At 63.6% G+C, this 15,286-nt stretch carries 11 protein-coding genes; 6 read left to right on the top strand and 5 right to left on the bottom strand.

What is annotated here, in order from left to right; translation table 11 throughout:
* Positions 1-37: 37 nt before the first annotated feature.
* A complete protein-coding gene (locus AC07M8_RS17030) occupies positions 38-2,671 on the bottom strand; it encodes an AMP-binding protein (protein ID WP_495175422.1) in 2,634 nt (877 codons plus the stop codon).
* Positions 2,672-2,915: 244 nt separating this feature from the next.
* Between AC07M8_RS17030 and AC07M8_RS17035 the strand changes: the two genes are divergently transcribed.
* Complete coding sequence (locus AC07M8_RS17035; protein WP_495175423.1) at positions 2,916-4,778, top strand: lipopolysaccharide biosynthesis protein; 1,863 nt, start codon at positions 2,916-2,918, stop codon at positions 4,776-4,778.
* A 27-nt stretch (positions 4,779-4,805) separates the two neighbouring features.
* Here the strand turns inward: AC07M8_RS17035 and AC07M8_RS17040 are convergent, their stop codons facing one another.
* The 4 genes from AC07M8_RS17040 to AC07M8_RS17055 form a co-directional block, all read right to left on the bottom strand.
* The gene (locus AC07M8_RS17040) at positions 4,806-5,747 is read right to left on the bottom strand and encodes a beta-1,6-N-acetylglucosaminyltransferase (protein WP_495175424.1); all 942 of its coding nucleotides are present in this window, start codon (positions 5,745-5,747) and stop codon (positions 4,806-4,808) included.
* Positions 5,748-5,851: 104 nt separating this feature from the next.
* Positions 5,852-7,402: an oligosaccharide flippase family protein gene (locus tag AC07M8_RS17045; RefSeq protein WP_495175425.1), complete on the bottom strand. Its 1,551-nt coding sequence runs from the start codon at positions 7,400-7,402 to the stop codon at positions 5,852-5,854.
* Positions 7,403-7,533: 131 nt separating this feature from the next.
* Entirely contained in the window at positions 7,534-8,343 is an 810-nt protein-coding gene (locus AC07M8_RS17050) for a glycoside hydrolase family 16 protein (RefSeq protein WP_495175426.1), read from the bottom strand.
* 22 nt (positions 8,344-8,365) lie between these two features.
* A complete protein-coding gene (locus AC07M8_RS17055) occupies positions 8,366-9,646 on the bottom strand; it encodes a hypothetical protein (RefSeq protein WP_495175427.1) in 1,281 nt (426 codons plus the stop codon).
* A gap of 392 nt (positions 9,647-10,038) precedes the next feature.
* Here AC07M8_RS17055 and AC07M8_RS17060 point away from each other — a divergent pair, with 392 nt between their 5' ends.
* The 5 genes from AC07M8_RS17060 (at position 10,039) to AC07M8_RS17080 (ending at position 15,275) form a co-directional block, all read left to right on the top strand.
* Positions 10,039-11,076 carry a cell wall hydrolase gene (locus AC07M8_RS17060; RefSeq protein ID WP_495175428.1) on the top strand — a complete coding sequence of 346 codons (1,038 nt, stop codon included), beginning with the start codon at positions 10,039-10,041 and terminating at the stop codon, positions 11,074-11,076.
* A 177-nt stretch (positions 11,077-11,253) separates the two neighbouring features.
* Positions 11,254-11,910 carry a sugar transferase gene (locus AC07M8_RS17065; RefSeq protein ID WP_495175488.1) on the top strand — a complete coding sequence of 219 codons (657 nt, stop codon included), beginning with the start codon at positions 11,254-11,256 and terminating at the stop codon, positions 11,908-11,910.
* A gap of 8 nt (positions 11,911-11,918) precedes the next feature.
* Positions 11,919-13,076: a glycosyltransferase gene (locus AC07M8_RS17070; RefSeq protein WP_495175429.1), complete on the top strand. Its 1,158-nt coding sequence runs from the start codon at positions 11,919-11,921 to the stop codon at positions 13,074-13,076.
* A gap of 157 nt (positions 13,077-13,233) precedes the next feature.
* A complete protein-coding gene (locus tag AC07M8_RS17075) occupies positions 13,234-14,106 on the top strand; it encodes a glycosyltransferase family 2 protein (RefSeq protein WP_495175430.1) in 873 nt (290 codons plus the stop codon).
* Positions 14,107-14,216: 110 nt separating this feature from the next.
* Positions 14,217-15,275 carry a glycosyltransferase family 4 protein gene (locus tag AC07M8_RS17080; protein ID WP_495175431.1) on the top strand — a complete coding sequence of 353 codons (1,059 nt, stop codon included), beginning with the start codon at positions 14,217-14,219 and terminating at the stop codon, positions 15,273-15,275.
* Positions 15,276-15,286: the final 11 nt, after the last annotated feature.

The raw sequence follows: 15,286 nt of genomic DNA on the forward strand, positions 1-15,286 counted from the left end.
GGGGGTCCGACGGCAGAATGACCGCCGTCGGGCCTGATCAGGCGCCGATCACCCAGCGGCTGCGCCCGCCGAACACCAGCTTGACCACCATCACCGCGAGCACCGAGACTGCCGCCACCGCGAGCGACGCCGCGGCGAATTCGCCAAAGCCGTGCGGCGCGAGGTGGAATTTCTTGACCAGGATCAGCAGCACGCCGACGACATAGCCGTGGACGAAATAGATGCCGAAGCTCATCTCACCGATATGGTCGAACCAGCGCGGTACGCGCTTGGCGATGCGCGCCACGCCGCCGAGCAACCCGAAGCAGAACACCACCTTGGAGAGCAGGGTGACGGCCTCATAGGGGCTGCTCTTGAGCGTTAGCGCATCGGGGATGAAGATCGCGAGCAGCAGCACCGGCCACCAGCGTGACAGTACCGGCATCAGCCGGTTGCGATAGCGGCAGGCGGCCATGCCGATCAGATAGGCCGGTAGGTAGAAGATCAGCGCCTGCACGGGATTGCTGTCGTCCGCCGAGCGCCCGACAAAATAGGATAGCACGAGCAGCAGCGGCGCGGCCCAATAGAGCACCGGCCGCTGATCGATCGCCTTGAACAGCGGCGCCAGCAGATAGATCAGCACGATCATCGGAATGAACCACAAGGGCCCGAGGTGCGTGCCGGTCAGTAGCATGTAGAGTGTCAGGCCGACGCGGCCATGCACCCAGGCCGGCGCATCGAGCGATGCGGGATCCTTGAAGCCGATCAGATAGAGGATGATCGCCGGGATCGAGATGATCAGATAGGGCAGGATCACGGTCTGCGCCTTGACCCGCAGGTATGAGCGATACTCGAAGCCGTTGAGCAGATATTGGAACAGGAAGCCGGCGACGACGATGAACACCGCGTTGACATGGCGGAGCGGGAAATAGCTGATCGGGTCGTTGTCCGCGGCCGCGGTGGCCGAGACCACGAACACGGTCGCGGTATGCGCCATCACCACCAGCAGAATCGCGATCGAGCGCAGGATCTGGATGTAGCGGGTGTCGAGGCTGGGCTTGACCACCGGCCGGGTGAGATCATCGATGCTGCCGGCGAGTTCGCCGAGCTGGTGCAGGCTCATGCCCTCCCAGCCGGGCGGAATGTCGCCGAAGGTCTGCTCGAGCAGGATCGAGGCTTCGATGTAATTGAGCGAATCCCCGCCAACCGCGGCGAAGCTGGTCTGCTCGTCGACTTGCGGCTTGCGCGCGAGGCGTGCGAGCAGCGTCGCATAGGCCTCGAGCGGATCCTGGCCGGGGTCGACTGCCGCGGCCGGTGCCGGCGCTGCCGCGGCGATCGCAGGAAAATCGACCTTGCCGTTGGCGAGCCGCGGGATTGCGGCAAAGCGAACGATAATGAGGCGGCTTGCAGGCAGCCCGAACCGCTCGGCGAGGCCCGACGCTAGCGCGTCATGATCACCGTCGCCCGCGACCGCAACGACCACCCGGGTATCGTCACCGGTCGCAGCCGCAGTCCAGCCGCGGCGCAGCGCCTCATGTTCGATCTCGTCGAGTGCCAGGCGCAGGCCGAAGATCTTGAGGAAGCGGCTCTTTCGTCCGGTGATGCGGTAGATGCCCGGCGCGGCGAGCTCGGCAAGGTCGCCGGTGACCAACCGGGCGAGCTGCGGCCCGTGGCGCAGGTCGTCGCGGCTCTCCGCATAGCCCATCATGATGTTGGCGCCGTGATAGACGAGCTCGCCGGCCTGCTCGGTCGGCGCGCCGCTGTCGGGGTCGCACAATTCGAAGCGCCCGCCGGGGATCGGCTGGCCGATGCAATCGGGGAAGCGCGCCAGTTGCTCGGGCGGCACATAGGCCATCCGCGCCGTGGCCTCGGTCTGTCCGTACATGACGAAGAAGCGCACGCCCTGGCGCTCCGCCGCGAGCCTCACCCGCTTGATCCGCTCGGGCGCCAGCCGTCCGCCAGCCTGGGTCAGGGTCCGCATCGAGGCGGGCAGGGCCTCAAGCAGGCCCGAGGCTTCGATCAGCTCATAGGTATAGGGCACGCCCGCCATGCTGGTGGCCCGCTCGCGCGCCATCAGCTGGGCAAAGGCCGCCTCGCTGACAGACAGATCGGTGAGGATAATCGCCGCGCCGCTCGCCAGGTGCGAGTTGATCACTGACAGACCATAGGAATAAGCGGGCGGCAGCGAGGTGATCGCCCGATCGTCGGCGACGATGCCGAGATAGTCGGCGATGCTGCGCGCATTAGCCTCGACCGCGCCTATCGACAACTTGACCAGCTTGGCGCTGCCCGTCGAGCCCGAAGTCGAGAGCATGATCGCGAGCTCGTCGTGGAGCGGCCGAATCGAAGCGTTGGCTTGCCGGGCGATACCCCCGTCGGTGGGCCACAGCAGATCGGGCCGGTAGCGATCCGCCAGTCCCGTCAGCGTATCGGCCTTGCCGGCGTTAGTCAGGATCACGGCATGGCCAGCGCGCAACGCACCCAGATAGGCGATGAGCGAGGGCGTATCGTTGCTCATCGCCATCAGCACCAGGCCGCGGAGATGGTCGCGGAAGCCGACGCCATCGGCGAGGGCAGCGAGCGTGGCATAATCGATCGTGGTTCCGGCGTGATCAATCAGCGCGGGGCGATCGCCAAATCGTTCAAGATCGTTCCAGAACATTACCACCGTCCAGCCAAGGAGGATACGCATGCTGGTGACACGGGGCCTGCGACGTTCATTATGGCACCCTGCAATCGATAGCGCCCTATCATATACTCAAGGCGTCTGGTCGAGAAGATAAGTGAGCAGGGCTGCCCCGCTTTCGTCGGATCAAGTCCCCCCTCACGCGAAAAGCCGCCAATGCCAATAGGATAAGCGCGATCAATCAAATCGGTCACTATCGGATTGGTACCATTCGCTAGGCAAGCAGGGGATCGTCATGTAACCTTAACAGGTGAACAGCGGCACGGACGGCCAGATCGGGAAACGCACCGCAGCCGCGGCGATATGGCTCGTTTCCGTTCGCCTGCTGACCAAATCAATCGATTTCATTGCCTTGCTCGTTCTCGCGCGCTTGCTGACACCGGCTGATTTCGGGCTGGTCGCGATCGCGATGACGCTGATCTTCATCGTCGAGGCGGTGCTCGAGCTGCCGATCAACCAGGCACTGGTCCGCCAGCCGGCGATCACCCAGTCGCAGCTCGATACAGCTTTCACTCTGGCGGTGCTGCGTGGACTGATATTGGCCGCCTTGCTGGCGCTTGCTGCTTATCCCTTCTCGTTCATCTACGGTGATCGCCGGCTGGTCGGCCTCGTCCTGGCGCTCGGTTGGGCGCCGGTGCTGCGCGGGCTGATGAGCCCCAAGCTCGCCGTCTATGCGCGGCAGATCGATTTTCGCCGCGACTTCATTATCGATCTCTCGGGCAAGGTCGTGTCGCTGGCCTTTTCGATCCTCCTTGCGTGGCAGACCCACAGCTATTGGGCGCTGGTGCTGGGTACGGTGGTGACCCCGCTGGTGATGATGATCACCTCCTATCTGGTCGCGCCCTACATGCCGCGGCTGAACCTGCGCGACTGGCCGATCTTCGCCGGTTTCGCCGGCTGGTCGACGGTGACGCAGATGCTCTCGGCCTTGAGCTGGCAGGCGGATCGACTGATCCTTGGGCGGTTCGCTACCCGGCAGCAGCTCGGCACCTTCACGCTCGCCAACGATTTGTCCTACATTCCCGAGCTCGCGCTGATCAAACCGATCATGCGGCCGCTGATGTCGGCGTTCGCCCATGTCGGCGACAGCCCGGAACGGCTGCGCCACGCCTATGAGCGCGCCAGCGTCGCGCTGCTCGCGGTCGGCAGCCCGGTGATGCTCGGTCTGTGCCTGCTCGCCGATCCGGTCGTCCGGCTGATGCTGGGTGGCAAGTGGCTGCTGGCGATTCCGATCCTGCAGATCCTGCCGCTGTCGCTGATCCCGCCGTTGCTCTCCGCGCCCTTCTGGTCGCTGGCGATGGCGGCAGGGCGCCCGCGGCTGTACACCTGGCAGACGCTCGTCGACCTGGTGGTGCGCAGCGCCTTGCTGCTCGCCGGTGCGATGACCGCCGGGGTGAGCGGCGTCATTGTCGGCCGCATCCTTGCCTCGCTGCTATCGGCGATTTCTGCTGCTTGGTGCGTCCGCTCGATCACTGGCGCTTCCGTGATCCGCCAGTTTAGCGCGGCATGGCGGGTGGCGCTCGCCGGTGCGGCATTGAGTGGCGGGATTTACCTGGTGCGGCCACTGGCAGAGGACCGGACGGGGATCACGCTAGCACTGGTGGTGGCGTTGGCGGCGGCAATGGGCGGGCTGCTTTATCTTGCGACGCTGTTTGCCAGTTGGCGGCTGGCAGGCGCGCCCGAGGGAATCGAATCCTGGTGCGTCGATCGGGTGCGGCAGCGCGTAGGGCCGCGGCTGGGCCGGTATCTAGGACCGGTGCGCGATCAGCCGTCGCCCGCCTTCGGTTATCTGCTCCTTGCCGGCGAGCGCTGGCGGGAGTGGCACCAATCGGGCGAACTGGTGCCGCTGGCGAATGGCACGGTGGAGCAGGGCCTGCTGATGTCGGCTGCGCAGATCCTGGTCGCGATGGGCGGCATGACCGGTCGCCTACAGGCCGCGGTCCTAGTGCAAGTCGATATCGCGGCGGTGAGTCCGCTGCTCGGCGAGCAGCCGCCGCGCGCGCTGCCGCTGTCGAGCGTCCGCCGCTTCTATTATCTGCGCGACCTGACCGCCGCGGTGGTGAACCATTCCGACGAGGCGAAGGTGGTGCCGTTGCGTCGACGTCAGGCGTAAAGACCACACCTCACGACATGGACGCGCTCAGCGTTCCAAGGCCGCCTGATCGAAGACGGCGAGCGCGGCCTCGGACTGATCGGATGACAGTTTGCGGGTGAATAGTTTTTCCCCTCGTGAAGCGAGTATCGCCTCCGCCTCGGCCGCTGTGGTGATCGGCACCTTGGGGGTCAGCGCATGGACGTTGCCATAGGCGAAGGGCCCACCGATGTCGGTGATATCGACATAGGGTTCGATCGGATCGGCTTGCTCGACGAAGCGTGAGTTCTGGACAAGCGTGTGGAGAAAGATTTCGTCGGGCGCAAAGCTGGGCCGGAAGAAATTGACCAGCTGACGATTGGTTCGCATCGTCTCGACACAATAGGCTGCACATTCCCGGGTGAGGGCCACCCACTGCGAGCCGACCGCAAAACGCACGTTCTTGGGCAGTCGCCGGGGAAACAAGCGCCACAGCCGTTCGACAACGAACAACGGTTTGCGTTTCCAGGTAAAGCGGTCTGCCGCCTCACGAAAGAATCGCCCGCGAATGCGCCAGGTCTGGTGAGCGTCACCCGATTCCATTAACGAAAAACGACGGATGAATTGTCGATCACGGTGACGGCTGAAGAAATCCAGGATTTCTTGGTTGGACGCGATCGGATAGTCCGCCCCCGATATCAGCACGAAGTGGGTGCAGTTGTCATCCGTTCCAGCCAGTGCCGCTTCGAAGGTTCGGATGGTTGCTTCGACCAGACTGAACCCTGCCCAGCGTGCCCGGATTCGATTAGTCACGAAGTGCACATGCGACAGGTCAGCGACTTGCTGTTCGAACGGCGCCAGCGGCATCTTTTCGTCTAGATGCACGAACACAGCTGCCTCGGGATGGTCAAGGCGGTGCATCAACCGGCCAAAGAAGCGTGGGTCCGAATGGGCCAGCACCACATAAGCGATGCGGATCGCAGGCGATACTGCCGGCGCCGGATTTCTCAAGGGTGTATCAGGTGTCAAGGATAGCCCTTCCAAACAACATCTAACGCCATATTCTACTTAAACCTTGCGCCTTATCGACGAAACAATCTTCTCGCGCCACATCGTCACCGGCGCTTGCGTGCCAGCTTCATCAAGAAGTCGTAGATGAGCGCCTCGCCGCCAGCAGGGGAGCCCGCCACCTTCCACATCGCACCGACGCTAATAGCATAGATGAGTGCGCCCATACCGGCCGCGCAGATCATGAATAGGACCAAAGCCGGCAGGGCTGCTCCCATGAACCAATGGCTGACGGGCCAATAGAGCAGCGCGACCATCATTCCCGACCCGAACGCGGGGCGGACGATTGCCTGCAACTGATCGCGAATGCGCACCGCGATGATCTTACGCGCGGCGAGGAGGCTGGCGACGCCGATAACGGTGGTGGCAATGCCGCGCGCCATGCAGGCGCCGATCAGGCCAAAGGCAAGGATCAGACCAATCGCAGTCGGCACCTTCACGACGAAATCTAGCAACTGGCGGCTGAAGATCAACCAGGAGCGCTTGGTCGCCAGCGCCAGCGTGTTGAACGGCGTCCACAGCAGCGCCGGAATGCTCGCCAGCGCCAGCCAGCGCAGAATTTCGCCTGCATTGCCCCAAGCCGGGCCAAGTGCGACGCGAACAAACGGTTCGGCAAGCAAGGCAAGACCGGTCAGTGATGGGAAGCCGACCAGCGCGACCATTCCCATCAGCTTGAGATAGGCACCCTGGAGCCGCTTCTCATCGTCACGGACGCTGCTCAGCGAGACCGACAGCGGTCCGATGATCGGGGTCAACAGGATCTGGTTAGGTAGTGCAGAGAGATTATCGGCGATGGTGAAGCGGCCCACCGCCGGCTTGTTCATCGCCCAGCCGAGCACTAGTCGATCGACCTGCCAAGTCAGCGCAGCGAACACCTGACCGGCGCTTAACCAGCCAAGGAAACTGCTGAACAACCGCCACTCCACCAGCGTCAGCCGCGGTCGATAAGGCACCAGCGTGAACGACATCAGCAGCAGCAATAGCGGGGTGAGCACGGTACCCACCGCCAGCGCCCAATAGCTGCCGGTGAGATAGGCGAGCAGGCTGGAGATGACACAGGAGGCGAGCTTGCTAACGACGTCGATCGAAATCTGACGTTTAAAGTTGAGTGCTCGATCGTACAGGATCATGCCGGGGTTCTGGATGCCGCGCACTGCGGGCGCCAAGGCAAGCGTGCAGATTAGTGGCAGCAGCCGCATGTCTTGATAAAAGATCGCGAACGGCCAAGCCGCCGCGCCGACCAGTGCCGCCAGCACTGCCCCGCGGGCGATGCTGAGCGTGAAAGCGGTATCGAGCAGGCCGCGATTGACCGTTTTCTCCACCAACAGCACCTGGCCGACGGGGAGCTCGAACACCGCCTCGACGATCAGGATCAGGCTCATCGCTACGGCAACGACGCCAAAATCGGCCGGCGTCAGTAATCGTGCGAGCACCAGCAGAGACACGAAATCGATGCCGCGTCCAGCTAGGCGCGCCGCGATCAGCGAGGCAGACGCCAGCGCGGTGCGCTGGGCCGCAGGCGCGGTCTCCATCACCGCGGCAGCATTCTCCTCCAGATCGAAGGGGCCTGTAGGGGGGGCGCTCGACATGCCGTACATCCGTTAGGCAGCAGTTCGCACGAACAATGATCCAGCGCGCCGGAGGCTCGAGACGATCGTCGAATACGGTAACTGGGGGAAAAGAAGATTATACCGGGGGAATTGGTCGCCGTCCAAGCTCATTCTACCGCTCAAGGTACACGCTGATAGGCGCGGACGTAATCGACCTGCATTACCGACGGGTCGGGCATACCATTGATCGGCCATCCCCCGCCGGCGGTAAGATTGAGCAACACCGCCTTGGGTTGGAGGTATTCGGCCCGCGGCGCAAATTGGGTAACGAGGTGGCGATCGAAATAGATGAAGACGCCGTCCTTCTCCACCCTCACGCCATAGAGATGGTAACCGGTGCTGAGGCTGCCCGGCACCACATCGACATGCTCGGCCTTGGCGAACAGATGGCCACCATTCTGCCAGACATGGGCGGTTGCCATATAACCGCGCGGCTCGTGGCCGTAGAATTCCATGGCATCGATCTCAGGCGAGGCCTGGCCGGGCTTGCCGATCGTGCTCAGCCAGAACGCCGGCCATACGCCATTGCCGCTTGGCAGCTTGGCGCGCATTTCCCAGTAACCGGTGGTCTGAGCAAATCCATGGCCCTCGCGATCGATCGAGGCGAGCAGACCGCCCGTCCATTTGCCGTCGACCCGCTTCATGGTGATCGTGAGAATGCCATTGTCGATCGAAAAGGGTGATTGCGGCCCAGGATCGGTGAAGCGGGCGTCGCCGAAATCGCCCGCCCAAGGAGTATGGGCAATCCAGCGGGTGCCCGGCCCCCATGGCGAGACATCGAGTTGATTGAACGGCTCGTCGAAGGTGAGCTTGTAGCCGCGGAGGTCGAGCCGCGTCGTCGGCACCTTTTGCGGCGATTGACCCCCTAGGGCAAACCAGCCGGCGACCAGTGCCAGTGCCATCACCGCACGCGTGGTAGGGGTTAGCATCGATGCCATCTGTGATTGTCCATCATAGAGTCGACGTTGCGGCAGTGCGCAACGGGGCGCGGCGCCGTGTGCGACCACGGGCAGCCGGGGCGGCTATAGCAGGGCGAGGAAGGCTCAGCACCTTGGGTGCCGCAGCCATGATCGCAAACAGAAGGGCGTTGAATACGCCGAAGTCGACCAGCGTTCCCGCCACCGACGCCGGCACCAAGATGATCAAAAACGCATAGCGCGTGCCGACCGCAGCATAGCGCATCCGTGCATCACTGTGAGGGAGATAGGCGAAAAATCCGCGCGCCAGAAAGGCCAGGAACAACAGCGCGCCAAGCACGCCGGTGCTGCTGATCACGGCAACGATCCAGCTCGAGGTGCGGGTGGAGCCGACGCCGACGCCATAGCCGCCGCTGGCGCTGAACCCTTCCATGCTCACTCGATTCCACGAGGCGCGCTCGTCGGCTGAATCGCTGCCGCTCTTCTTCACCAGCGTGTTGTCGACGATTTCGATGGCGCCGTTCAGCACGGCCGGGCGGACGACCAGATAGGTAGTGGCGAGGAGCAGCGTCATCATCAACGCCAAGATCGACAAGGTCGATTGACGCCGGTCGAGGCCGTTGCGCGGGGTCACCACCAGCAGAGCCAAGCGGAATAGGTAGAGCAACACCAGCAACACCAGGCCAAGGTAAGCCGAAGAACTGGTCGACAGCACCGACATCGCCAGCACGATCAGGATCAGCGCCCGCTCGTACAATTTTGCCTTGCCGTCCAGCCAGGCGGCGGGAGACATGAAGATGAGGATGGCAGCAAAGGACAGGGTGAGCGCGCCGAATGTCGAGGCTTCGGTGTTAAACCCGATCACGCGGCGGGTGTTGGCGACCTCCGCGGTCTCGAGGATCGCATAAGTAGCGGTCCGCAGTGGCGCCAGCGCCGACGTGCCTGCGGTAGCCATGTCGAGCAGACCCGACAGGACAGACATCGATGCTCCCGCGAGCAGGGCAATGGCGAGGGTAGCAGGGCCGCTCGGCGTGAGCATCAACACGTATAAGGCGATGCACAGCAGGTAAGACATGGTCAGGTACAAAGGCTGGGTGATGTTGCCCCCCCCAAAACCAAGCGGCATCGGCCGCAACGTGGTGAGTCCCATCACCCGTGCGCCGGGGAACAAGAACGGTGCTGAATAGGTCACGAACATCGCCACCACCATGAAGGCGGTGAGCAGGCCTAGGCGCCGCCAGTTGAACATGCCGTCCCACAAGGCGGTAGGATTATGCGTGGTCATCAGCACCTTGACGACCACCAGCGGCGACAAGGCGACATAAGGCAGGATGGTGATCGATCCTGGCACCACCGTCATCGAGCCGAACGGCAATGCCGCGAACAGCATGACAACGCTCCAGCGCAGCGGCATGATCGCGGCGATGGCGAATAGGAACCAGAAGACGCCAATGGCAATCACGGCAGTACCATCGTCATGCTTGACCGATCTCAACAATTTAACTTGCAGGAACATAGCCCAACTTGGGCGGCCAAGCGAGGCGTCCTGTCACGGAGGGTAAGCCGCGTTTTCACGCCGGGATCAAGCTTGGTGTGCGCTGCATAATCCCGCGACTGGACACGATCGCGCCGGGACAGGGTGGCCGCGATTGGCTATGAACGCCGCTGGAGGCAGGGCGAGTGAGTTTGTCGCAGGCGCAAAAATCGATGCTATGGATCGCGATCGCCGCACTGGTGCTTGCCGGCGCCGCTGTGGCGCTGACGCTGATCCTGCGTGATGGCCCCGGCGTGATGGGCACGATCCAGCCGCAGCCGCGCATCACCCTGCGCGAGGATGCGGCGGGTGGCGACGATCCCGCGGCCGATCTGCCGATTGAGCAATTCTTGCCCAACGAGGTCCTCAACCTCGACGCCCAGGATGCGATGGCGCGCAATCTCGCGCTGCCGGTCAGCACCGGGCCGAACCCGGTCGCACCCGCCTTCGTCGCGCAATGGCTGGGGGGCGATCTCGCCGAGGCGACCAAATGCCTCGCCACCGCGGTCTATTATGAATCGGCCGGCGAGCCGATGGCAGGCCAGCGCGCGGTCGCCCAGGTGGTGCTCAATCGGCTGCGCAACCCGCGCTACCCAAAGACGGTCTGCGAGGTGGTCTATCAAGGCGCCGAGCGGCCAACAGGGTGCCAATTCAGCTTCGCCTGCGATGGTTCGACCCGCCGGGTGCCGGGTGCCGCGGCCTGGGCGGTCGCCACCGCGGTCGCGACCTCGGTGCTCAACGGCGTGACCTCGGCCGAGGCCGGGCAGGCGACGCATTACCATACTCTGGCGGTGTTCCCGGCCTGGGCGGCGCAGCTCGCCAAAATCGGCATTATCGGCCACCATGTGTTCTATCGCCCGCCCGGGCGCGCGACCTATGGCTATGATGCCATTCCCAAGGCACCGCCGGTCGATCCGCTGCTCGCCGCGGTGCCCGTCGTCGTGCCGCTGCCGGACGCCGCGCAGCCGCCGTTGGCGACGATCAATGCCCCAGCCGTGGCCGCAGCAGCGGACCCCGGTCGCGCCGGCGCAGCGCCCTCGTCGGGGCAGTCCGCCGCGGCCACGGCAGGAGGCGGCAATGCCCGTCAGTCGGCAAGCGCCGTGGATGATCGGTCGATCGATACGGCGCCGCCCGCCGCCAAGCCACGCCGCTCGATGTTTCCGACCCGGCAGACCCGCGGCCCCAACTTACCGCTCGCATCGGACCATTGATCGCGAATACCGCTAAAACCCGGGGTTTTTATTGCATCAGCGAAGTGTCCAAATTAGGGATATTTATATCTTTTTGGGGCTATCCGCGTATATCGGTTCTGCTATCCGCGAGCCGATGTCGTAGCGCAGCATTTGCTGATACGTGGCGGATGAAGAGAAAGGGCTTGTATGGCGGTTGTGCAACCCTTTGCGCAAAATTCTACTGCTGATAACCGTAGCGGCAGGAGCGAGCCTCTGTTTCGTCTGCTTGATCTGACGATTGGCATCATTGCCGTGGTGGTCTTCGGGCCGTTGCTGATCGCACTGGCGATCTTGATCTATGTATCCAATCCTGGCCCGATCTTCTTCGTGCAGCAGCGGATCGGCTTCAACGGCAAGAGCTTCGCCTGCTTCAAGTTCCGCACCATGGTGGTGGACGCACAGGACCGGCTTGCCCGCTTGCTCGAGGAGGATCCTGCCGCCCGCCTCGAATGGGAGCGCGATCACAAGTTGCGCAACGACCCGCGCATCACCCCGCTCGGCCGCTTCCTGCGCAAGAGCAGCTTCGACGAGCTGCCGCAGTTCTTCAACCTGATCAACGGCACGATGAGCGCGGTCGGCCCGCGGCCGATCGTGGTCGCCGAGATCACCCGCTACGGGCGCTGGTTCGGCGATTATTGCCGGGTGAAGCCCGGGATCACCGGCCTGTGGCAGGTCAGCGGCCGCAGCGACACCACCTATCGGCGGCGGGTCGCGCTCGACGTCGCTTATTCGCGCCATCGCTCGATCGGATTGAATCTCAAGATCATGTTCATGACCATCCCGGCGGTGCTTGCCGCCCGCGGCTCGCGCTGATCCCCCCGATGGCTGACAACGCTGCACCGTCTCTAGCGGCCTCGCCGCGGGTCGCGATTATCCATTATTGGCTGGTCACCATGCGGGGCGGCGAGCGCGTGCTCGAGCGCATCTGCGAGCTGTATCCGAACGCCGACATCTACACCCATGTCGTCGATCATGACGCGCTGTCGCAGGTGCTCCAGCGGCACCGCATCTTCACCACCAGCATCGCCAAGCTGCCGGGCGCCAAGAAGCATTATCAGAAGTATCTGGCCCTGATGCCGCGCGCGCTCGAGGAGCTCGACCTCAGCGCCTATGATCTGGTGATCTCCTGCGAAGCCGGCCCTGCCAAGGGTGTGATCACCCGCCCCGATGCGGTGCATGTCACCTATTGTCACTCGCCGATGCGCTACATCTGGGATCAGTATCACGCCTATGTCGGCGCCGGCGGACGCGGCGCCAAGCTGTTCCTGTCCAAGGTCGCGCCGCGGCTGCGGATCTGGGACCAGTCGAGCGCGACCCGCCCGGACCTGATCATGGCCAACAGCCATTTCGTGCGCCGGCGTATCCGCAAATTCTGGGGTCGCGAGGCGACGGTGGTCTATCCGCCGGTCGACGTCGAGCAGTTCCACCAGAGCGATGCCGTCACCGACGAGTTCATCTGGGTCGGGCAGCTGGTGCCTTACAAGCGCCCGGACATTGCGGTCGATGCCTTCACCCGCTCGGGCCGCAAGCTCCATGTGATTGGCGACGGCTCGATGCTCGCCGAACTCAAGAAGCGTGCCGGGCCGAACGTGCGGTTCACGACGCGGATGAAGTTCGACCAGTTGCGCGAGGCTTACGCCACAGCGCGCGCGCTGGTGTTCACCGCCGAGGAGGATTTTGGGATCATCCCCGTCGAATCCCAGGCGGCCGGGCGCCCGGTGCTGGTCTACGGCCGTGGCGGGGGGACGGAAACCGTCGTCGACGGCGTCACCGGCCTCTACATCGGCGAGCAGACTGCTGAATCCGTGATGGCGACGTTGGACAGGTTCGATGCCTGGCTGCCAGGCTTTGATCCTGCTGCAGCAATCCTTCAGGCGCAGAATTTTACGCGAGCACGCTTCCTCGCGGGGTTCGCAGCACAGGTAACAATCGCTCACGAGCGGGTGTTCGGCAACGCTGCATCGGCCGTGGCTGGCTGACTGCTGGCAATGGCGCAAAGTTCAGCAATGACAATGATGGGGCATGCGTGTCGGTAATCATGCTAACGAACCGACACGGCTGGGGGAGGATGGCTTGCTCGCGTCCAGGGACCGATGCGCATGGGGTAAGTAACGGTATGATTTTAAAGGGCGGGGTATGAAAGTCGCTGTCATCATCGCTACGGTTGGTCGCGCTGTGGAAGCCGCGCGGTGGGTGGAGCATTGCGCTCAGCAGACCGTGCCGCCAAGCGAGTTGATCTATTCGATTGCCCGTCCCGGTGATCTGCCCGAGGGATTTTCCGATCCCTCCGCCAAGGTCGTGATCGGGCCCGGCGGGCTTACCATCCAACGTAACGCCGGCATGGCGGCGCTGACCAGCGCACCGGACATCGTCGCCTTCTTCGACGATGATTATGTGCCCTCGCGCTATTGCCTCGAGGGTATCGCCAAGGCGTTCGCCGAACAGCCCGATCTGGTGGTCGCAAGCGGCACCTTACTCGCCGACGGCATCAATTCGCCCGGCCTCCCTTATGAAGACGCGCGACGGATGGTCGACGCGTTTGACGGCAGCCATGAATGGCATGCGCCGCGGCTGAAGCGTGTGTCGGGCGCCTATGGCTGCAACATGGCTTATCGCGCCTCGGCGATCACCGGCGAAGCATTTGACGAGCGGCTGCCCCTCTACGGCTGGCAGGAAGACATCGACTTTTCGCGCCGGATCGCGCGCCGTGGGCGGATGGGCAAGAGCAACCTGTTCACCGGGGTGCATCAAGGTGCCAAGGGCGGTCGTACCTCCGGGCGCAAGCTCGGCTATTCGCAGGTCGTCAATATCGTCTATCTGATGCGCAAGGGCACGATGCCGGCCGGCAAGGGCGCGCTGCTGCTGGTGCGCAATTTCGTCGCCAATCACATCCGGGCATTGCTGCCCGAGCCGTGGGTGGATCGAAAAGGACGGATCGTGGGTAATTGGCAGGCCCTGGCCGACTGCCTGAAGGGTGAAGTGAAGCCCGAGCGCATTCTCGAGATGTAGCTCGCGTCGTTAGCGTATTTGCCGAGAGGAGTAGTGGAAATGCCCGATACCCATGCGCCTCGATGGCATGGTGACGTGATACCGGCGCTGCGGCGTTGCGGAGCCCTGACTTGAAGATCATCCATTACCTAAACCACACGCAGAAGGCGAACGGGCACGTTGCGGTCGCGGTCGATCTGGCCTGCGCGCACGCGGCGTTGGGCCATGACGTCTATATGGTCTCGGGTAACGGCGATTTTGACGATGTGCTGGCGCGCAACGGCGTCACCAAGGTCCATGTCCCCGACGTAGGCGGCTTCTTTCCGATCCGATTGGTGCGGATGGCAATGTCGCTGTTGCCGGTGATGCGGCGTCTGCGTCCCGATATCGTCAACGCGCATATGGTTGCGGCTGCGCTGGCCGCGCGCTTCGTCGCCCGCCGGAGTGGCTTCAAACTCGTCACCACGGTGCACAACTCGTTCGATAAGCAGGCGCCGCTGATGCGAGTCGGTGATCGGGTGATCGCGGTCAGCAAATCGGTTTATGACGAGATGCGCGGTTTTGGTACTGCCGAGAGCAAGCTGCGTATCGTCCGCAATGGCACGATCGGTGGGGCCAGGCGCCCGGCTGTACCGGCCCGGCGCCGCGAATTGGCGCACCCGGCAATCGCCACGGTTTGCGGCCTGCACCCGCGCAAGGGCGTCGATCACCTGATCGATGCTTTTGCCATGGTCCACCGGCAATGCCCGGCCGCGCATCTCTATATCGTCGGCGAAGGTCCCTATCGCGCGGCGTACGAGCAGCGCGCGGCCAACAGCGGGGCGGGCGATGCGATCCACTTCACCGGCCATCTCGATGATCCCCGTGAGGTGCTGGCGACCGCCGACATCTTCGCGTTGGCGTCACTGCGCGAGCCGTTTGGCCTGGTCGTCTCGGAGGCCCGCGAGATGGGCTGCGCGTTGGTTACCACCAATGTCGATGGCCTGCCCGAAGCGGTGGGCGGCAGCGAGCATGGCCTGTTGGTGCCCCCAGCCGATCCCGTCGCCATGGCAGAGGCACTGCTGTCTTTGGTTAACACGCCAGCAAGACTTCAGCGCTACCGCGACGCCGCCAGTGCCGATATCGATGACCTCACGGTGTCGGTCATGGCGGAGCTGACGCTAGACGTCTATCGCGAACTGGTCGGCTGACATCATCACAG

This window comes from Sphingomonas sp. GW821-FHT09E03 (assembly GCF_059416225.1).

What these genes read in the sequence shown, in the direction of transcription:
- AC07M8_RS17050 (WP_495175426.1), bottom strand. Translation starts at nt 8,343, where the DNA reads ATGCTAACCCCTACCACGCGTGCGGTGATGGCACTGGCACTGGTCGCC.
- AC07M8_RS17030 (WP_495175422.1), bottom strand. Translation starts at nt 2,671, where the DNA reads ATGCGTATCCTCCTTGGCTGGACGGTGGTAATGTTCTGGAACGATCTT.
- AC07M8_RS17070 (WP_495175429.1), top strand. Translation starts at nt 11,919, where the DNA reads ATGGCTGACAACGCTGCACCGTCTCTAGCGGCCTCGCCGCGGGTCGCG.
- AC07M8_RS17075 (WP_495175430.1), top strand. Translation starts at nt 13,234, where the DNA reads ATGAAAGTCGCTGTCATCATCGCTACGGTTGGTCGCGCTGTGGAAGCC.
- AC07M8_RS17045 (WP_495175425.1), bottom strand. Translation starts at nt 7,402, where the DNA reads ATGTACGGCATGTCGAGCGCCCCCCCTACAGGCCCCTTCGATCTGGAG.
- AC07M8_RS17060 (WP_495175428.1), top strand. Translation starts at nt 10,039, where the DNA reads ATGCTATGGATCGCGATCGCCGCACTGGTGCTTGCCGGCGCCGCTGTG.